Origin of the sequence: Stutzerimonas stutzeri, from assembly GCF_024448935.1 — a bacterium.
In the GTDB taxonomy this organism is placed as follows: Bacteria; Pseudomonadota; Gammaproteobacteria; order Pseudomonadales; family Pseudomonadaceae; genus Stutzerimonas; species Stutzerimonas stutzeri_AO.
In genome coordinates, this window is sequence record NZ_JAMOIE010000085.1 from 1 (window position 1) to 20,267 (window position 20,267).

A 20,267-nucleotide genomic window follows, 5' to 3' on the forward strand; every position below is an offset into this window, starting at 1 on the left:
AATTGCTTGCTTGCTTGCTTGCTTGCTTGCTTGCTTGCTTGCTTGCTTGCTTGCTTGCTTGCTTGCTTGCTTGCTTGCTTGCTTGCTTGCGCTATCTGTGCGTTCATTGAACGCGAGAAGCGCGTCGCGGTAATACTTATATTGCCGCCGACGCGCTTCCAGCTCCGCTTCCAGCTCCGCTTCCAGCTCCGCTTCCAGCTCCGTGAAAGTGTCAAGAATTTTCACGATTTCGTACTGTACTTCGAGCGGTGGAACAGGAATGCGAATCTTCGCAAGGCTCTTCGCTGATACATCAATAACCTTCGTTCCAGTCGCGTACTTTCTCTTCTGATCGAAAAACTCCGGGGTGCAGAAGTAATATGACAGGTACTTTGGGTCTTGTTGATGTTTGATAACAGTCGCGTGACCACCCGTCACGATTTGCGAATCACCAAGCCATGCGACCGCTTTGCACACGTCCTCAATATTTTCGCTCGTGTTGGTTATTATTATGTCGCCAGTGTCAACCTTGGCGAGCGGCATGGCTGTTTCCGGAGCGACGAAGGAAATGGTTTTTGTCGCCCAAATTCCGTAGTACGTGTAAATTTGACCGTAGTGGATGCAGCCAATACCAGATTCCGCAAATACGGATTTGGGCAGGCCATTGCCTCGCACGAGTTCGGAGATATCCCCAAGTGCTTTGAACTCCACCCCATCTGGGCAGAGTTCCGAAATTAATTGTGCAATTCGACTCATGCTTTAACTTCCCCATCTTCAATCTCGGCCACGATCGCATCAATCTCCGCCCGCAGCTTGTCGATCCGGGCTACAGTGGTTTTCAGAGCGGCATTGACCTGAGCAATGTCCACCACCTCGCGGTTGTCCTTGGCTTCAACATAGCTGCTCACCGACAGGTTGTAGTCGTTGGCAGCGATCGCGTCGTAATCCACCGCTTTGGCAAAGTGCTCAATGTCGGCCTTGCTGTCGAATACCTGCATGATCTGTTCGATGTGTTTATCGGACAGTTCGTTGTTGTTGGTTTTCTTGTCGAACAGGCCACTGGCATTGATGAACTGGATTTTGGTGTCGGTCTTGTGTTTCGACAGCACTAGGATGTTTACCGCAATAGTGGTGCCGAAGAACAGGTTGGGCGCAAGCGAAATCACCGTTTCCACATAGTTGTTGTCCACCAGGTATTGGCGGATTTTTTGCTCCGCTCCGCCACGGTAGAAGATACCGGGGAAGCAGACGATGGCGGCGCGACCTTTGGCCGAAAGGTAGTGCAGCGCGTGCAGCACGAAGGCGAAGTCGGCTTTGGACTTGGGTGCCAGCACGCCGGCTGGGGCAAAGCGATCGTCGTTGATGAGGGTTGGGTCGTCGCCGCCGATCCACTTCACCGAGTACGGCGGGTTGGATACGATGGCATCAAAGGGTTTCTCGTCGCCGAAATGCGGGTTCCGCAGCGTGTCGCCCAACTGGATGTTGAATTTGTCGTAGTTGATGTTGTGCAGGAACATGTTCATCCGCGCCAGGTTGTACGTGGTGTGGTTGAGTTCCTGGCCGTAGAACCCGTCTTCGATGATATGGGCATCGAAGTGCTTTTTGGCCTGCAGCAGCAGTGAGCCGGAACCGCAGGCAGGGTCGTAGATCTTGTTGACGCTGGCCTGCTTGTGCATGGCCAGCTGCGCAATCAGCTTGGAGACGTTCTGAGGGGTGAAGAACTCGCCGCCGGACTTGCCGGCGTTGGCCGCATAGTTGGAGATAAGGAACTCGTAGGCGTCGCCGAACAGGTCTATGTGGCTGGCGTCGAAGCCGCCGAAGTCGAGTTCGGCCACACGCCTGAGCACGGCGGCAAGACGGGCGTTCTTTTCCTTGACGGTGTTGCCGAGGCGGTTGCTGGTGGTGTCGAAATCAGCGAACAGACCCTTGATGTCGAGCTCGGACGGGTAGCCGCTGGCCGAGCTTTCGATGGCGGCGAAGATGCGAGCTAGATCGGTATTCAGAGTTTCGTTGGCGTTGGCACCGGCGGCTACGTTGGCGAACAGCTGGCTGGGATAGATGAAGTAGCCTTTGGTCTTGATGGCATCATCTTTGATGTCCGCAGTGATGACGCCGTCAGGCAGTCGGGCATAGTCAATGCTGTCATCACCGCCCTCAATGTAGCTGGCGAAGTTCTCGCTAATGAAGCGGTAGAACAAGGTGCCGAGCACGTATTGCTTGAAATCCCAGCCGTCGACCGCGCCGCGTACGTCATTGGCTATCTGCCAAATCTGTCGTTGCAAGGCGGCGCGTTGTTGGGTGCTGGTCATAGGGTTGTTCCTGTTTCAATTTATCTGGTTTGGCGCAAGCACGAAGCGTGTGCCGAAAATGGGGCAGTTTCTTGTCGAGCAGTTGTTCTGCCTGGTTTATCAGCAAGCTATCCTCATGTCCGCTCCCATTAATCCAGCACCACCAGGAACTCAGTCGCCAGTGCGGTCGGCTGAACATCCCGAACATTGCGCTGCAGCGATACCAGGCCGTAATCGGCCATCATTCTCAGAGTGCGTGACAGGTTCGGTACCTTGCGGCCGCTGAGCTCGGCCAGCTCAGTCAGAGACTTGGGTTGTTGGTCATGGATCAGGCGCAGCAGGCGGCGGTTGTCGTCCGACAGCACTGCGGCCAGTGATGCCAGAGACGGAAACCAAATACTGGGCGTTTCGCTTCCCTTCGGTGGCGGACCTTCTGGCTGTCGGATACCCACAATGCAGCGCTTCATGATCGCGAATCCAATGACACGTTGATTCAAAATTGTATCAGTATCTGATAATCATCGTCGATCACAAATGCTTGCCAAAAAGGAAAAGGCAGAGGCAAGGGAATGGCAACCCAGGGGTAACGGCCCTACCCAAAAAAGGGAAAAGGCCACCAACGCCTCGGCCGGACTCACACCACCAAATTGGCCGACGGTGCCAGCCCGTCGATATAGTCCGCCCATGCCTGCAACATCTCCCGCCGCTGCTCGGCATACTCCGCCCGGTTGTAGACGCCACGCACGCCGCCGATGGTGTGGTTCAGCGCTTTTTCCACCACATCCGAAACCCAGCCCTGTTCGTGCAGCAGCGTCGATGCGGTACGTCGCAGGTCATGGATCGTGAAGGCGGGGATCTCCTGCCCCTGCAATGACACCTTCAGCGCCTGGTTCAGCGCATTGTTGGCGAAGGGCTTGGCCAGGGTGCCACGTCCCGGCAATACCCAGTCACTACTGCTGGCCAGCGGCTTGAGTTCCTTGAACAGTGTCTGCGCCTGGGTGGACAGGTAGACGATGTGCGGCTTGCCGGTCTTGGAGTTCTCAACCGGAATGTGCCATTCGCCTTCGTCCAGATGCACGTCCTTCCACTGCGCCAGCATCAGTTCGGACTTGCGCACCAGGGTCATCAGGATCAACTGGAAGGCGATCTTGAACTGGCGACGGATGTTGGAAGCCTGCATGGCGCGCAGGAACTGCCGGATTTCGTCCGGCGTCAGCGCCCGTTCGCGGGCGGCGGCGCGGTAGACGTGCCGCATCGGCAGGGCCATGACCGGGTTGGCCTGGATCAGGCCGCAGGTCAGCGCGTAATCGAACATGCGCTTGAGCAGGCCGCGCACCTGGCCGGCGGCGGCATCGAAGCCTTGTTCCTTCTTGCGCCAGATGGCGCTGCGCACATCCTCGGCGGTAATGTCCCGGACCGGCTTGCTGCCGATGTGCGGCAGGATGTCCTTCTCCAGGTAGCGGCGAGGCATGGTCACATCCTTGCGGTCGCGCGACTGGATGTCCTTGAAGAAGCGTTCGGCGAAGTCGGCCACGGTGGCATCTTCTGCGCCGGCCACTTTCTCCTGTTGCTTTTTCTGTGCTGGAGACTGGCCCAGCGCCACCAGATGTGCCGCCTCATCCCGCTTCAGGCGGGCGTTCTTCAGGGTAAGGGCGGGGTACTTGCCGAGTGTGAGCTTTTCCCGTTTGCCATCCAGCCGATAGCGGTAACGCCAGACGATGCTGCCACTCGGCAGCACTTCTACGTACAGCCCGCGATCGTCACTGACGATGTACGAGGCATCCTTCGGCTTGAGCGCCTTGAGTGCGGTGTCTGTGAGAGACATGGACCCTCCTTTGGGTCCATGAAAGTCAATAGTCAGGCTATTCGGTGAGCTTGGACCCATATATGGACCCGAATAGCGATGGCTTTGACTGTATCACCGAATCACTCAATAGACAAAAATCCCTTTATTTATGCGGCTCACAGGCACATCAGCAGACTTCGGTGGACCTCCATGGACCCCACATCACTTCCCGATGCAAAAGCTCGAGAAAATGCGTCCGAGCAGATCGTCCGAGCTGAACGCCCCGGTGATCTCACCGAGTGCCTGCTGCGCTTGGCGCAAATCTTCAGCCAGCAGTTCGCCTGCGCCTGCCAGCGTCAACTGAGCATGGCCATGGTCGAGGTACTCGGCTGCCTTGCGGAGTGCGTCTAGATGCCTGCGCCTGGCACTGAAGGCGCTTTCCGCAGTCTGGTCATAGCCCATGCAGTGCTTGAGATGCTCACGAAGCATCTCTAGCCCATCGCCCGAGCGCGCCGAGAGGCTAAGCGTGGTGACCCCGTCTACATCGACGGATAGAGCGACGGAGTCGCCGGTGAGATCGGCCTTGTTTCGAATGATCGTGGTCTTAGCCGGGTCTGGTCTGGTAATAAGCACGTCTGGCCAACTGGATTCATCGTCTGAAGCAGAAGCTGCACTGCCGTCCACTACCAGCAATACCCGGTCGGCATTCTCGATCGCGTTGATCGCCCGTTCCACCCCGATCCGTTCCACCTCGTCCAGGGTATTACGCAACCCGGCAGTATCGACGATGTGCAACGGCATCCCATCAATCTGGATATGTTCCTTCAGCAGATCGCGCGTGGTGCCTGCTATGTCGGTCACGATCGCCGCCTCACGCCCCGCCAATGCGTTTAGCAGGCTAGATTTTCCGGCGTTGGGGCGACCGGCAATGACCACGTTCATTCCTTCGCGCAGCAGCGCGCCCTGTCCTGCCTCTCGCAGAACTGTGGATAATTCGCCACGGACCTGCTCGAGCCGTGCGAGCACACGGCCGTCGGCGAGGAAATCGATTTCTTCTTCTGGAAAATCGATCGCCGCTTCGACGTAGATGCGCAGGTTCACCAGGCTTTCGGTGAGGTGATGCACGCGACGAGAGAAATCGCCCTGCAGCGAGCGAACTGCATTTCGAGCTGCTTGCGCCGAACTCGCCTCGATAAGGTCTGCGATAGCCTCAGCCTGAGCCAGGTCCAGCTTGTCGTTGAGGAACGCACGCTCACTGAACTCACCGGGCCTCGCCGGCCTGATTCCAAGCTCTACGCAACGGCGCAACAACATGTCCATGACCACCGGACCGCCGTGGCCCTGGAGTTCCAGTACATCCTCGCCGGTAAACGAATGGGGTCCGGGGAAGAACAGCATCAGCCCTTCATCAATGACTTCACCGTCCTCGGCATGGAACGGACCGTAGTGGGCATGCCGGGGTACCGGTTCTCGACCGCTGAGCGTGATCGCGACGGCTTTGGCTCGGGGGCCCGAAACGCGCACTACGCCAATCCCACCACGACCGGGTGCTGTGGCAACAGCGGCGATGGTTTCGCGATCTTGGCTCATCAAACCCTCCAGGTGGCGATAATGCAAAACGCCCCAATAAAGGGGCGTTCTGTTCACTTCGAACGGTCAGGTTGCGCTGGCAGTCTGTCCGGTTATCTTGCGGGTAATGTACCACTGCTGTGCAATCGACAAGCAGTTGTTGACGACCCAGTACAGCACCAGACCTGCCGGGAACCAGAGGAAGAAAAAGGTGAAGATGATTGGCAGCAACTTCATCACCTTGGCTTGCATCGGATCCGGTGGTGTTGGGTTCAACTGCTGCTGAATGAACATGGTGACACCCATGATGATCGGCAGGATGAAGAACGGATCCTTGATCGACAGGTCGGTGATCCAGAACATCCAGGGTGCCTGGCGCATTTCGACGCTTTCCAGCAGTACCCAGTATAGGGCCAGAAACACCGGCATCTGCACCAGGATAGGCAAGCACCCACCCAGCGGGTTGATCTTCTCTTTCTTGTACAGCTCCATCATCGCCTGGGACATCTTCTGGCGATCATCGCCAAACTGCTCTTTCAAGGCTTGCATCTTCGGTGACACCGCGCGCATGCGCGCCATCGATCGATAGCTGGCAGCCGACAGCGGAAAGAAAGCCAGTTTGATCACGATGGTCAGTACGATGATCGACCAGCCCCAGTTACCCAGCAGTGCGTGGATATTCTGCAGCAGCCAGAAGATCGGCTGAGCGATGAACCAGAGAATGCCGTAATCGACGGTCAGGCGTAGACCCGGCGACAGCTCTTCCAGTTGATCCTGGCTCTTCGGACCGGCATACAGGGTGGCGTATGTTTCACCCTGACTGCCGGGTGCAACCGAAACAGCAGGTCCGGTAAAGCCGATGATGTAATTGCCCTGGCTGTCCTTGCGAGTCTGTACCAGGTTGGTCTGATCGGGCGCTGGAATCCAGGCAGTTACAAAGTAATGCTGCAACCATGCGATCCAACCGCCTTCGACCGTCTTTTTCAGATTCTTGTCGTCCATGTCTCCCATGGAAACTTTGGTGTAAGGGTCGTCCCTGGTCCAGAGCGCAGCGCCAAGGTAGGTTGCGGTCCCGGTTGCCGTACTGGAAGACGGGTCCTTGCTACTGTCGCGCTTCAGTTGGCCGAACATGTGGCCGGTCCAGGTTTGATCACTTTGATTGTCGATCAGATAGCGTACGTCGAGATCGTAGTCGCCCCGCTCGAAGGTGAAGCGCTTGGTGTAGTGGACCCCGTCTTCGCTGTAGTTCAGATCGACGACCAGCTGGTCCTGATTTTCGGCCAGTTGATATTGCTGTTGCTCGCTGGTGTAAAGCGGGCGACCGCTGGCCTTGTCCGGGCCATCACCGATCAGTCCGCTCTGGGCTTCATAGGTTCGTTCGCCGCTGCGCTCGAACAGCTGGAACGGAACGTCTGGGCGATCCTGACGACGTGGGAATGCTGGCAAGCGCAGGTCCACGATATCGCCGCCGCGCGGGTCTATTGCAATATCCAGCACATCGGTGCGTACGCGGATCAGCTGAGAGCTGGCCTGAGTGTCGGTAATTGAACTGGCCGACGGCTCGCTGCTTACAGCGGGAATATCACCCTGCGCATTCTCACCGGTGCTGGTGAGTGGCGTGTCTGGAGTCTGCGCGACGGACGTTTGTGACTGGCGCGTCTCGTCAGGGATGGCGGTCTGGCCGTAGTCCTGGTTCCACTGCAATACCATCAGGTAAGCAACGACTGCCAGGGCAACAAGCAGGATCGAGCGTTTGATATCCATGGTTACTCGGTCATCGAAGATGAATTGGAGGGGGTATTGGAAGGCACGGGATCATAGCCGCCCGGATTCCATGGATGGCAACGGCCAAGCCTGCACAGGCTCAGCCAGCCACCGCGCAGCAGGCCATGTGTTTCGATGGCCTCTTGTGCGTAGCAGGAGCAACTTGGGTAGAAACGGCAGTGGCTGGCCATCATTGGACTGATGGCATACCGGTAGAGTCGAATCGGGACCAGCGCTAGCTTACGCATCAGCGGCGCTGCTCTGGGCCTGTTGTTGCCGGACCGGCGCAGGCGTACGGGACAGACGTCTCCATAGTTTGGCAAATTGCTTTGCGAGCTCTGCGTCGTCCAGTTCAGCCAGACCTTTACGCGCGATGACCACGATGTCCCACCCCGTCAGTTCCATCTGGTGGAGACGAAAGGTTTCACGCAGTTGCCGCTTGATGCGATTGCGCTCTACCGAGAGCTTGACGCTCTTCTTGCCAATGACCAACCCGATTCGCGGGTGTGGCAATTGATTTTCGCGCACCAGTAGCAGGACGTTCCTGCCCGGTAACTTGCCGGAAGGGGAGTCGAAGACAGCCTTGAACTGGCTCGGGATCAGCAGACGCTTTTCCCGACTGAAGTCTCGACTCACTGCCTGATCCGGCGTGTTCAGACAGCCAGACGCTTACGACCCTTGGCGCGACGACGCGACAGGACGGCACGACCGTTTTTGGTAGCCATACGAGCACGGAAACCGTGGGTGCGAGCGCGCTTGAGGGTGCTGGGTTGGAAAGTGCGTTTCATGGTGCGTTACCTGGTGATCCATTGCGGGCCGGAATGGCCCCCTTTTAAGAGACCGGCGATTGTAGAGAAGCCGCGCGACGAGGTCAATTTCCCAACGGCACCGTCCAGGCAGAAATCATAGATAAAGTAAAAAGATTAAGCTCTTTCTAATGCAATGCTTATAAATGGTGAGGTGTTTTTCTGTGGACAGATGGCTAGATGCCTTCGGCACCGGAGGTTACAGCGTCCCATAAACCGTTGTGCAAGCGGTGTGTTGGCAGTGGATTCCCGTTGTGTTTCCTGTGGATTAAATGGGTGGTTATCCACAACCGTGTTTGACCTCATCCTGTACACAGGCTTTTCCCAAGGGCTCTGTAACGGTTATCAACAGAGCTCTAGGCTGGCTGTCTTTGATTGCTCCGGCTCGGGTCGCCGTTCGCTTTGCCGATATGACGGCCTTTTTGCTGTGGATAACTGAGGCATCTCAGGGCTACAATGAGCTCCGTTTTAAGCTCGACAGCTTCTAGGAGACCTTGTGTCGGTGGAACTTTGGCAGCAGTGCGTAGACCTCTTGAGAGATGAGCTGCCGGTCCAGCAATTCAACACCTGGATTCGTCCGCTTCAGGTCGAATCGGATGGCGATGAATTGCGGGTCTATGCACCGAATCGCTTCGTTCTCGACTGGGTTAACGAGAAGTATCTTTCGCGCCTGCTGGAACTATTGTCAGAACGCGCCTCAGGGCCGGCACCCTCTTTGTCCTTGCTGATAGGCAGCAGGCGAGTCGCTTCTGCGCGGCCAGTTGCCGGTTCCGCACCTCGTTCTCAGTCTCAAGTTGGCGCTCCTGCGGCCGCTGCACCGCCTCCTGCTTCGTTCTCCGAACCAGCCGCTGCGGCTTCCACTGAGGCTGTCGCAGCGCCTAGCGCGCCTTCGCGTCCAGTCGAACGTAACGTACAGGTTGAAGGTGGGCTCAAGCACACCAGCTATCTCAATCGGACCTTTACCTTCGAGAATTTTGTCGAAGGCAAGTCCAACCAACTGGCGCGAGCAGCTGCCTGGCAAGTTGCAGACAATCCCAAGCATGGCTACAACCCGTTGTTTCTCTATGGAGGCGTAGGGCTTGGCAAGACTCACCTGATGCATGCGGTCGGCAACCATTTGCTGAAGAAGAACCCTAACGCCAAGGTGGTCTATCTTCATTCTGAGCGGTTCGTCGCGGACATGGTCAAGGCACTGCAGCTCAACGCGATCAACGAGTTCAAGCGCTTCTATCGATCGGTGGATGCTTTGTTGATCGACGACATCCAGTTCTTCGCGAAAAAGGAGCGGTCGCAGGAAGAGTTCTTTCACACGTTCAACGCATTGCTGGAAGGCGGGCAGCAGGTGATTCTCACCAGCGACCGCTACCCCAAGGAAATTGACGGACTTGAAGAGCGGTTGAAGTCTCGCTTTGGGTGGGGGCTGACGGTTGCGGTCGAACCGCCGGAACTCGAGACGCGTGTGGCGATCTTGATGAAAAAGGCTGACCAGGCCAACGTCGAGCTTCCCCATGATGCTGCGTTCTTCATCGCGCAGCGCATCCGATCAAATGTCCGCGAGTTGGAAGGTGCGTTGAAACGCGTAATCGCCCACGCCCATTTCATGGGACGGGACATTACTATCGAGCTGATTCGTGAGTCGCTGAAAGACCTGCTTGCACTGCAAGACAAGTTGGTGAGCGTTGATAATATTCAACGCACCGTCGCGGAATATTACAAAATCAAAATATCCGACCTTCTGTCCAAACGACGTTCGCGTTCGGTCGCAAGGCCTCGTCAGGTCGCCATGGCTTTGTCCAAAGAACTTACCAATCATAGCTTGCCGGAAATTGGCGACGCCTTTGGTGGGCGCGATCACACGACCGTGCTGCACGCTTGTCGTAAGATTGCCGAACTTCGCGAATTGGATGCTGATATTCGCGAGGATTACAAGAATTTGCTCCGTACTTTGACAACCTGAACAGACTGCGGCTATCTAATAGGCAAGGGACCAGACCATGCATTTCACGATTCAGCGCGAAGCCTTGTTTAAACCCCTGCAACTGGTGGCCGGGGTCGTCGAGCGTCGTCAGACCTTACCGGTGTTGTCGAACGTATTGCTGGTGGTACAAGACCATCAGCTGTCGCTCACAGGCACTGATCTAGAGGTAGAGTTGGTGGGCCGCGTCGCCTTGGAGGATGCATCCGAACCAGGCGAAATCACGGTGCCGGCGCGTAAATTGATGGATATCTGCAAAAGCCTGCAGCCCGACGCGCTCATCGATATCCGACTGGATGATCAGAAGATCGTAATCAAGTCCGGACGCAGCCGGTTTTCCCTTTCGACCTTGCCAGCCAATGATTTTCCCGCGGTTGAGGAAGGTCCTGGCTCGCTTAATTTCAGCGTTAACCAGGGCAAGATGCGTCGTCTCATTGAGCGCAGCAGCTTCGCCATGGCCCAGCAGGATGTGCGTTACTATCTGAACGGCATGCTGATTGAGGTTTCTAGCGGGATGTTGCGGGCAGTCGCAACGGACGGGCATCGTTTGGCCATGTGTTCCATGCAAACCGGTGTCGATCAGCCCGACCGGCATCAGGTTATCGTCCCACGCAAGGGCATCCTTGAACTGGCCAGGTTGCTGACGGACCAAGATGGCGAAGTCAGCATCGTCCTTGGCCAACACCACATTCGAGCCACCACAGGGGAATTCACCTTTACCTCCAAACTCGTTGACGGAAAATTTCCTGATTACGAGCGCGTTCTGCCCCGTGGCGGCGACAAGCTGGTGGTGGGTGAACGTCAGACACTGCGCGAGGCGTTCAGCCGTACAGCCATTCTTTCCAATGAAAAATATCGCGGCATCCGGCTGCAGTTGGAAACTGGCCTGTTGAAAATCCAGGCGAACAACCCCGAGCAGGAAGAAGCGGAAGAAGAAGTTGCGGTGGATTATACCGGCGGGACGTTGGAAATCGGTTTCAACGTCAGCTATCTGCTTGATGTGCTGGACGTCATGACCACTGATCAAGTCCGGCTGATTCTGTCCGATGCGAACAGCAGTGCTATGGTTCAGGAATACGACAACGACGAATCGGCTTACGTTGTCATGCCGATGCGCCTGTAAATCCGCATTGAATGTCTCTCAGCCGCATCTCCGTCACCGGCATACGCAACCTGCAGCCGGTGACGTTAAACCCCTCCCCCCGGATCAACATCCTCTACGGTGATAACGGCAGCGGAAAAACCAGTTTTCTCGAGGCGATTCATCTCCTCGGAATGGCGCGCTCGTTCCGCAGCACGCGTCTGACGCCGGTTATAAGCCACGAGCATTCCAGTTGCACGGTCTTTGGTCAGGTCGAATTGGCTGATGGGCAGTCAACCGCCCTTGGCATCTCTCGAGATCGCAGCGGTGACGTGCGCATCAAGATCAATGGACAGGGCGTTCGAAGCGCAGCGGAACTCGCTGAAGCGTTACCGTTACAGCTGATCAATCCGGACAGCTTTCGCTTGCTCGAAGGTGTACCCAAGCATCGCCGGCAGTTTCTGGATTGGGGAGTGTTCCACGTGGAACGCCGATTCCTCCAGGCTTGGCAGCGCCTGCAGCAGGCCTTGAAGCAACGAAACTCGTGGTTGCGTCATGGTACACTTGACTCCGCTTCACAGGCGGCCTGGAGCCGCGAGTTTAGCGCCGCGAGTGAGGAAATCGACGGGTACAGACGGGCTTACATTCAAGCCTTGAAGCCAATATTCGAGGTCACCTTGGCCGCGCTTTTGGATCTCCAAGGTTTCCAGTTGAGCTATTACCGTGGCTGGGACAAGAGGCGTTCCCTGGCTGAGGTGCTGTCGGCGTCCATCGAACGCGACCGGCTCATGGGACACACCCAGGCGGGTCCTCAGCGGGCTGACCTCCGATTGCGGATAGCCAACCATAACGCTGCGGAAACCCTGTCTCGTGGCCAGCAGAAACTGGTTGTGTGCGCGTTACGTATTGCGCAGGGCCACCTGGTCAGTGAAGCCAAACGAGGCCAGTGTATCTATCTGGTCGATGACCTACCGTCCGAATTGGACGATCAGCACCGGCTGGCATTGTGCCGGTTGCTGGAACAGCTGAATTGCCAGGTGTTCATCACTTGTGTTGATTCGAACGTATTGCGAGAAGGCTGGCGTCCAGACACGCCAGTCTCAATGTTTCACGTGGAACAGGGTGCGATAACCCTGGACCACGGCCCCTCGGGAGTGAAGGCATGAGCGAAAACCACACGTACGATTCGTCCAGTATCAAGGTGCTCAAGGGCCTGGATGCAGTACGTAAGCGTCCCGGCATGTATATCGGCGACACGGATGACGGTACGGGTCTGCACCATATGGTCTTTGAAGTCGTGGATAACTCGATCGACGAAGCGCTGGCAGGTCATTGCAGCGATATATCAATCACCATACATGTTGATGAATCCATCAGCGTTCGCGACAACGGCCGTGGCATTCCAGTAGATATTCATGAAGAAGGCGTATCTGCCGCAGAAGTCATCATGACCGTCCTGCATGCTGGCGGTAAGTTCGACGACAATTCCTACAAGGTTTCCGGCGGCCTGCATGGCGTGGGTGTTTCGGTGGTGAACGCCTTGTCGGAAGAGCTGCTCCTGACCATTCGTCGCGAGGGAAGGGTATGGGAACAGACCTACCGTCACGGTGTGCCGCAAGCGCCCCTCGCTGCAGTCGGCGAAACCGAGGATTCGGGCACGGAAATCCATTTCAAACCCTCAGCCGAGACCTTTCAGAACATCCACTTCAGTTGGGACATCTTGGCTAAGCGGCTGCGTGAGCTGTCGTTTTTGAACTCGGGCGTCGGCATTGTGCTGCGCGATGAGCGCAACGCCAAGGAAGAGCTATTCAAATACGAAGGCGGGCTCAGTGCCTTCGTGGCTTATCTCAATACCAACAAGACGCCGGTCAACGAAGTGTTCCACTTCAATATCCAGCGCGATGATGGCGTTGGTGTCGAAGTGGCGCTTCAGTGGAACGATAGTTTCAACGAAAACCTGCTCTGCTTCACCAATAACATCCCTCAGCGCGACGGAGGCACCCACCTGGCGGGCTTTCGTTCGGCGTTAACCCGGAACCTGAACAACTACATTGAGCAGGAAGGGCTGGCCAAAAAGCATAAGGTCGCGACGACTGGCGATGACGCGCGTGAAGGTCTGACGGCGATCATCTCGGTCAAGGTGCCAGACCCGAAGTTCAGCTCGCAGACTAAGGAAAAGCTCGTCTCGTCCGAAGTGAAAACCGCCGTCGAGCAGGAGATGGGCAAGCATTTCGCGGATTTCCTGCTGGAGCACCCCAGCGAGGCGAAAGCGGTGGTCGGCAAGATGATCGATGCCGCGCGAGCACGTGAAGCCGCACGCAAGGCGCGCGAGATGACACGCCGCAAGGGGGCTCTGGATATTGCGGGCCTTCCCGGCAAGCTGGCCGACTGTCAAGAAAAGGACCCCGCCCTCTCCGAACTCTACATAGTGGAGGGTGATTCCGCGGGCGGTTCTGCCAAGCAGGGCCGCAACCGCAGGACGCAGGCTATCCTGCCGCTCAAGGGCAAGATCCTCAACGTCGAGAAGGCTCGTTTCGACAAGATGATCTCCTCGCAGGAGGTTGGCACGCTGATCACCGCACTTGGTTGTGGCATCGGTCGTGACGAGTACAACATCGACAAGTTGCGCTATCACAACATCATCATCATGACCGACGCGGACGTCGACGGCTCCCATATCCGGACGCTGTTGCTGACATTCTTCTTCCGCCAGCTGCCGGAGTTGATCGAACGCGGCTATGTCTACATTGCTCAGCCGCCTTTGTACAAGGTCAAGCGTGGCAAGCAGGAGCAATACATCAAAGATGACGAGGCGATGGACGAGTACCTGACTCAGTCAGCTCTCGAAGACGCCAGTCTGCACGTCAATGAGCATGCGCCTGGCCTGTCAGGTGAAGCATTGGAGCGCCTGGTTAACGATTACCGCACTGTGATGAAGACGCTGCAGCGCCTGTCGCGACTCTATCCACAGGAGCTGACCGAGCACTTCATCTACCTGCCACGCGTGTCGGTTGAACAGCTGGGTGATCATGCGGCCATGCAGGCATGGCTAGAGCCCTATGCGGCGTTGCTCAAAGGTATCGAGCGCTCCGGGCTTGCGTACAAGGTAAGCTTGCGCGAGGACAAGGAACGCAACCTGTGGCTCCCGGAAGTCGAGATCGTTTCACACGGCCTGGCCAGTTACATTACATTCAACCGCGATTTCTTCGGGAGTAATGACTACAAGACCGTAACGGTGCTCGGAGACAAGCTGAACAGCTTGCTCGAGGAAGGAGCCTACGTTCAGCGTGGCGAGCGCAAGAAGTCGGTGACGACCTTCAAGCAGGCGTTGGACTGGCTGATGACTGAGGGAACCCGCCGTCATAGCGTTCAGCGATATAAAGGTCTCGGTGAGATGAACCCTGACCAACTCTGGGAGACCACCATGGACCCGGCTGTTCGACGCATGCTTAAGGTAACCATCGAGGATGCGATTGGGGCCGATCAGATATTCAATACGTTGATGGGAGATGCAGTCGAGCCACGCCGCGACTTCATCGAATCCAACGCATTGGCAGTTTCCAATCTGGATTTCTAAAGTCTTGTAGGTGGGAAAAGTTAATTTCCACTTCGGTCAAAGTTAAGCAGTTTGGCCAAAAGTAGTGCTGACAAAACCCCGACTGACGGAAAGTTCTGCCGGGGTTTTGTCGTTCAAGGTGATTGATTTAGCAGCCTCCAGGTGACGCCGGCTTGTACAATGGAAAACTGTTTTTTCTGATTTGCCCAAGTGCCATGGGTGAAATTGCCCAGTGTTGGGCGTCATGCTTTTTATAGGGACTGATTTACCCATGGCTAACAAATTGTCACTCGAAACGCTGGAGTCTTGGCTCTGGGAGTCTGCGAACATTCTGCGCGGTTCCATCGACTCTTCCGACTTCAAGAACTACATCTTCGGCCTACTCTTTCTCAAACGTTACAACGACGTTTTCGATGAGCGTGTCGCCACGCTGATCAAGGGAGAAGGCTTGAACTATGGCGATGCCCAAGAAGAGATTGAGGACAAATGGGGCAAGTTCCCTATCAGTGCCCGCTGGTTCGATCTGATCTCGCGAACCGAAAATATCGGCGAAGCCTTGGATAAGGCGTTTGCCACCATCGAAGCCAACAACCCTGAGCTGCAACACGTACTGACCGCTACGCAGTACGGTGACAAACGTGTGCTGGCGGATGCCACTTTGCAGCGCCTGCTGCGGCACTTCAACCAGTACAAGCTGGGTAATGACGATCTGTACAAGGCGGATATGCTGGGCGACGCCTATGAGTATCTGATCAAGCAGTTTGCCGATGACGCCGGTAAGAAAGGCGGTGAGTTTTATACGCCTAAGGCCGTGGTGCAATTGGTGGTTGAGCTAATCGATCCGCAGCCTGGACACAATGTGTATGACCCCACCTGCGGCAGCGGCGGCATGTTGGTGGAGAGCGCCCACCATGTATCTGGTTTGCCCAATGGCACTCTAATGGGCAAGCCTAACGTGTTGCTGTACGGGCAGGAAAAGAACCTTGGCACTTGGGCCATCGCCAAACTCAATCTTTACCTGCACAACATGCATGCATCCATTGAGCGTGGGGATACGCTGGTCGAGCCTAAGCACCTCGAAGGTGATTACCTGAAGACCTTTGACAGGGTGATCGCGAATCCTCCGTTCTCGGCCAAATCCTGGTGGGCTCCGCTGGAGGTGAGCAACGAAAGCGAGCAAGAGAACGGCAGAAAGCCGAAGGCACCCAACTATAAGCAGGTCAGCGATCCCTATGGCCGCTTGGTATATGGCGTCCCGCCACGAGGCTATGCCGATCTCGCTTTCGCCCAGCATATGCTGGCCAGCCTCAAGGCTGGTGGTCGCATGGGCATTATCCTGCCCCATGGTGTGCTGTTCCGCAGTGGCGAGGAAGGCAGGATTCGTGATGGACTGCTGTTTGGCACCGATGCAGCCAATGGTAATCAGCCGGGCGATCTGATTGAAGCCATCGTCAGCCTTCCCTCGGCCCTGTTCTACAACACAGGCATTCCGGCTTGCATCCTGATCCTGAACAAGCAGAAACCCGCCCCCCTTAAAGGCCGGGTCATTATTATTGATGCCAGTCACGACTACCTCGAAGGCAAGGCGCAGAATAGCCTGCGTGCTGAAGACATCATGCGCATCGTTAACACCCACAAGGCAGCATTCGAACAGCAAGCTGAGGTCGAAAACTATTGTCGGGTGGTGACGCTAGACGAAATCCGAGGCAACGGCGGCAATCTTAATATTGCCCGGTATATCGCCAATGGCGAGGCCGAAGAAATGGTGGATGTGGCAGCCATCTTAGGTGAACTGGCAACGCTCGCCGAAGAAGAAGCGCAGATTGATAGTCGATTGAATGGCTATTTGACGGAGTTGGGATTTTCCAAATGAAAGACGACCTCATTGAAACTGTTGTCGGATTTGTCCCAAAAAATTGGGGGATTCAGAAGCTTGAAGAGATTTCTGGCTTCATCACAAAAGGTGGTACACCTACTACGTTTGGCTTTGACTGGGCTGATGAGGATAGTGGCGTTCCATTTTTTCGTAGTGAATGCGTAACCAACAACGGCTTTAGTCCTAAAGGAATGAATTTTATTCATGCTGATGCTCATCAGCAGATGAATCGCTCCGAGGTTAAACCAGGTGGGATCTATTGATGACCATCACTGGAAATATTGGTCGAGTTGCACGTGCGCCAATAAATTTTTCTTCGGCAAACATAAATCAACACATTGCGAGAATTCGGATTCAGGAAGGATCAGAAGTAAGCGCTGATTATGTGTATCAGTGTTTGAAACACGCTGGTTATGTGACCCATTACCGTGCCATCTTGACGGGTCAGGCATACCCGCAAATCAGTTTGCAGCAGGTTCGTGAAACACCAATTCCGCTGCCGACATTTCCTGAGCAACAGAAAATCGCCGCCATCCTCACGGCTGTGGACGACAAGCTGAACGTGATTGCCCGCCAGATTAAAACCACCCAGTCCCTCAAGCAGGGCCTGATACAAACTCTGTTCAGTCAGGGTGTGGGTACCCAAGATGTCGATGGTCGCTGGATGCCGCATACCGAGTTCAAGGGAAGTGAACTGGGGGAGATTCCGGTTGAGTGGCAGGTTGTACAGATTCAAACGGTTAGTGAAGTTATTCGCGGTGCCAGTCCACGCCCTCAAGGTGACCCTAGATATTATGGGGGAGATGTTCCTAGATTGATGGGGGCAGATGTTACTCGGGACGGGAAGTGGGTTACTCCGAAAATCGATTTTTTAACTGAGGAAGGTGCAAAGCGTAGTCGGCCATGTCCTAAAGGAACTCTTACGATAATTTGCTCTGGTGACGTTGGAGTGCCTTCATTCTTAGCTGTTGATGCTTGCATACATGACGGATTTCTAGCCCTAATCAAAATTGATGAGTCGCAGGCAAAAAAAGAATATCTGTATCACATCATTTGCTCGGTCAAGCAAAGATTTTATGCGTCCGCTACACATGGTGGAGTTTTTACAAATCTTACAACGGGAATATTGAAAGAGTTTTTAGTCCCTCTTCCGAAGTTAGTAGAGCAACAAAGAATTACGTCAATATTGGACGTTGCGGACGAAAAAATCTCAGCTGCATTCAGAAAGCAAGAGTATTACAAAAGTCTCAAGCGGGGCCTGATGCAAAAGCTGCTAACCGGCGAATGGCGTGTAAAGCTTGGTAGCTCTACCGGTAAAGCTTGAGTTTTTATTCATGGATGAAACCCTTTCTATCCTCGGATCCTGTGCCTAATCTTCATGGCGCAGTGCAACGCAAACTCGGGCGCTGCATGTTGCAGTTGCAGCAGTTCGAACAGCTGCTGGAGGTCATGGTTGCTCATAGCGAGCCGAGTGGCCCACCAGAATGGCTTGAGGCGATCCGTGAAGAGAAAGTTGCGACAGTTGGCGTCATTTCTTGCATAAGTCCCAGCTCTTTGAAACTCTTAAGAAAAGCCAAGCCGGTGATGGCCCTTCCGTGGTTTGGTACCGAAGTCGTCCGAGGAAAACCTCCAAGGAACAGGAGTAAGCAATGAGTCAGTCACCCGAGAAACTCGGGGTTGAGCTGCCCGCCATCAATTGGCTGATCAAGCTGGGGTACACCCACCTACCTGGTCACCAGGTGCTGGTTGAGCATCGTCATTTAGCACCGGTACTGGACGATGTATTGCAGGCTCGGCTGCTGATCCTCAATCCATGGTTGGCGAGCGCGCCCGGTGGCATCAGTGCCGCACTGATTGAGCTACGTAAACGCGTCAACGATGAGCTGTTGCCCGCCAATAAGGCGTTCTGGGAACAGGTGGTGCACCGGTCGGATATCCAGGTGAAGGACGTCGAGGGCAAGCCGCGCAGTGTGCGTTTCTTCGATGCCAGTGATGCCGCCAACAATGATTTCCATGTGGTTGATCAGTATGTTGGGTGCAATCCTGACGGGGATATCTTCCGTCCTGATCTGCTGCTGTTCGTCAATGGCCTGCCCCTGGCCATCATCGAATGCAAAGCCAGCCATCACCGTCTGGATGAAGCCCTGGGGCAATTGGATGGTTACCAAAACACCTTTCCACCCCAGTTTGTATTCAACCAAGTATGCGTTGGGCTTAATCGGCGTGACGGGCTGTATGGCGCGATCCTTACCAAGCCTGCATATTACGTCCGCTATCGGTTGCAGGCGCAGGAGACTGCCGCTGTAGCTGCCTTGCTAGGCGATGTCCCGAGTGAGCAGGAAAACGTGCTGTGGGCATTGTTCGAACCGAGTCGCTTCCTACAACTGATCACGCATTTCGTGCTGTTCGAAACTCGCGACGGCAAGACCGTGAAGAAGCTACCACGCTATCAGCAGTGGCGGGCCGTGCGCAAAACGGTGGATCGCCTCTGCGTGCCAAAACCCATGGGCGGCGTTGTCTGGCATACCCAGGGTAGTGGCAAGTCGCTGACCATGGCCCTGCTTGCGCGCATGTTGCGTGGCGATAGCACGGGTTTCAACAACCCAACCGTGCTGGTACTGACCGACCGCAAAGACCTCGATAAGCAGATATTCGATACCTTCCATGCGGTGGGCATCAATGCCATTCAGGCCGTGTCGGTTGATGGCTTGCTGAAAATGCTGTCTAACGACTACGGCAGTGTCTTCACCAGTACGGTGCAGAAGTTCCAGGAGAATGAGCAACCTGGCGAACAGCCTGCTGTCACTCCTGACGAGGAAGATGATGCCCTGCAAGCAACCCGGCACAGGCGGATTCGCGAGGAAAAGGACTTCTTCATCGTGCATGAACGTAACGTCCGCCACCGGCAAGTGGATGAGAACGGTGTGCTGGTGAAAGCCAAGTGGGAAGAAATCAGCCGGGAGAAGGTGCACTTCCGAGTTCTGAGCACCAAGCCCAATTTCTATGTGCTGGTCGATGAGGCTCACCGTAGCCAGTACGACTTTCTCGCGGCCTTTATGCGCGCCAGTTTGCCCAACGCCAAGTTCATCGCCTTTACCGGTACGCCGCTGCTGCAAGAGGACAAACACACCTTGGGTGAGTTTGGCGGTGGTGAGTACATCGACGAATATCGTCTGCATGAAGCAGTGGCGGATGGCGCAACCCTGGCCATCAAATACCAGGATGCCTGGGTAGCGTTGTCTGCCAATGCTGAGCTGGACACAGCGTTCAAAGAGCAGTTCGCTAAGCAGTCAGAAATCCGGCAGCACGAGCTCAAGCGCGAACTGCTGCGCCGCTGGCGTCAGGCCGGTAACCGTATGGAGCAGGTCGCCGAACATCTGGTCGAGCACTTCCTTAGTAACGTAAAGGCCAAGGGCTTGAAGGCCATGCTGGTGTGCGACGGTCGCGATATGGCAGTGGGTTACAAGGATCTACTCGATGCGATCATGGCCGAGCGAGTGAAAAAAGGGCTGCCAACCTTTGATAGTAAGGTGGTTATTTCCCTGGCCAGCATCACCGCTTCCCGCACCGGGGCGTCTGCTATGGAG

At 55.6% G+C, this 20,267-nt stretch carries 17 protein-coding genes; 8 read left to right on the forward strand and 9 right to left on the reverse strand.

Annotated features, from left to right (window positions below; translation table 11 throughout):
• From NA637_RS19670 to rpmH, 9 genes are all read right to left on the reverse strand, one after another.
• Nucleotides 1-735, reverse strand: a 735-nt coding sequence (locus NA637_RS19670; RefSeq protein WP_256074226.1) for a restriction endonuclease subunit S, incomplete at its 3' end; no start/stop codon positions are given.
• On the reverse strand, nucleotides 732-2,288 hold the full coding sequence (locus NA637_RS19675) for a type I restriction-modification system subunit M (protein ID WP_033978286.1): 1,557 nt from the start codon (nucleotides 2,286-2,288) through the stop codon (nucleotides 732-734). The genes NA637_RS19670 and NA637_RS19675, both read right to left, overlap by 4 nt.
• A 128-nt stretch (nucleotides 2,289-2,416) precedes the next feature.
• Entirely contained in the window at nucleotides 2,417-2,734 is a 318-nt protein-coding gene (locus tag NA637_RS19680; RefSeq protein WP_025981589.1) for a MarR family transcriptional regulator, read from the reverse strand.
• A 167-nt stretch (nucleotides 2,735-2,901) separates the two neighbouring features.
• Nucleotides 2,902-4,092 (reverse strand): tyrosine-type recombinase/integrase, encoded by a 1,191-nt coding sequence (locus tag NA637_RS19685; protein WP_033936968.1) that lies wholly within the window; start codon nucleotides 4,090-4,092, stop codon nucleotides 2,902-2,904.
• A 183-nt stretch (nucleotides 4,093-4,275) separates the two neighbouring features.
• Nucleotides 4,276-5,643, reverse strand: coding sequence for a tRNA uridine-5-carboxymethylaminomethyl(34) synthesis GTPase MnmE (mnmE, locus tag NA637_RS19690; RefSeq protein ID WP_256074231.1), 1,368 nt, complete (start codon nucleotides 5,641-5,643; stop codon nucleotides 4,276-4,278).
• 66 nt (nucleotides 5,644-5,709) lie between these two features.
• Nucleotides 5,710-7,386 (reverse strand): membrane protein insertase YidC, encoded by a 1,677-nt coding sequence (yidC, locus tag NA637_RS19695; RefSeq protein WP_256074233.1) that lies wholly within the window; start codon nucleotides 7,384-7,386, stop codon nucleotides 5,710-5,712.
• Between the two features lie 2 nt (nucleotides 7,387-7,388).
• On the reverse strand, nucleotides 7,389-7,634 hold the full coding sequence (gene yidD, locus NA637_RS19700) for a membrane protein insertion efficiency factor YidD (RefSeq protein ID WP_081262855.1): 246 nt from the start codon (nucleotides 7,632-7,634) through the stop codon (nucleotides 7,389-7,391).
• Nucleotides 7,627-8,022 carry a ribonuclease P protein component gene (rnpA, locus tag NA637_RS19705; RefSeq protein ID WP_256074235.1) on the reverse strand — a complete coding sequence of 132 codons (396 nt, stop codon included), beginning with the start codon at nucleotides 8,020-8,022 and terminating at the stop codon, nucleotides 7,627-7,629. Before rnpA ends, yidD begins: the two co-directional genes overlap by 8 nt.
• A 17-nt stretch (nucleotides 8,023-8,039) precedes the next feature.
• The gene (gene rpmH / locus NA637_RS19710) at nucleotides 8,040-8,174 is read right to left on the reverse strand and encodes a 50S ribosomal protein L34 (RefSeq protein ID WP_019340723.1); all 135 of its coding nucleotides are present in this window, start codon (nucleotides 8,172-8,174) and stop codon (nucleotides 8,040-8,042) included.
• Between the two features lie 514 nt (nucleotides 8,175-8,688).
• Between rpmH and dnaA the strand changes: the two genes are divergently transcribed.
• The 8 genes from dnaA to NA637_RS19750 all read left to right on the forward strand — a co-directional run.
• The gene (gene dnaA / locus NA637_RS19715; RefSeq protein WP_256074248.1) at nucleotides 8,689-10,149 is read left to right on the forward strand and encodes a chromosomal replication initiator protein DnaA; all 1,461 of its coding nucleotides are present in this window, start codon (nucleotides 8,689-8,691) and stop codon (nucleotides 10,147-10,149) included.
• A gap of 37 nt (nucleotides 10,150-10,186) precedes the next feature.
• Complete coding sequence (dnaN, locus tag NA637_RS19720; protein WP_256074251.1) at nucleotides 10,187-11,290, forward strand: DNA polymerase III subunit beta; 1,104 nt, start codon at nucleotides 10,187-10,189, stop codon at nucleotides 11,288-11,290.
• Nucleotides 11,291-11,301: 11 nt separating this feature from the next.
• A complete protein-coding gene (gene recF, locus NA637_RS19725; protein WP_256074252.1) occupies nucleotides 11,302-12,414 on the forward strand; it encodes a DNA replication/repair protein RecF in 1,113 nt (370 codons plus the stop codon).
• Nucleotides 12,411-14,825 carry a DNA topoisomerase (ATP-hydrolyzing) subunit B gene (gene gyrB / locus NA637_RS19730; protein ID WP_256074254.1) on the forward strand — a complete coding sequence of 805 codons (2,415 nt, stop codon included), beginning with the start codon at nucleotides 12,411-12,413 and terminating at the stop codon, nucleotides 14,823-14,825. The genes recF and gyrB overlap by 4 nt, the downstream gene beginning before the upstream one ends.
• A 250-nt stretch (nucleotides 14,826-15,075) precedes the next feature.
• A complete protein-coding gene (locus NA637_RS19735; protein ID WP_256074255.1) occupies nucleotides 15,076-16,677 on the forward strand; it encodes a type I restriction-modification system subunit M in 1,602 nt (533 codons plus the stop codon).
• Nucleotides 16,674-16,943, forward strand: a complete 270-nt coding sequence (locus tag NA637_RS19740; RefSeq protein ID WP_256074256.1) for a hypothetical protein — start codon at nucleotides 16,674-16,676, stop codon at nucleotides 16,941-16,943. Before NA637_RS19735 ends, NA637_RS19740 begins: the two co-directional genes overlap by 4 nt.
• Nucleotides 16,943-18,004, forward strand: a complete 1,062-nt coding sequence (locus NA637_RS19745) for a restriction endonuclease subunit S (RefSeq protein ID WP_256074257.1) — start codon at nucleotides 16,943-16,945, stop codon at nucleotides 18,002-18,004. The genes NA637_RS19740 and NA637_RS19745 overlap by 1 nt, the downstream gene beginning before the upstream one ends.
• A 325-nt stretch (nucleotides 18,005-18,329) precedes the next feature.
• On the forward strand, nucleotides 18,330-20,267 hold a 1,938-nt coding region (locus NA637_RS19750; protein ID WP_256074260.1), incomplete at its 3' end, for a type I restriction endonuclease subunit R.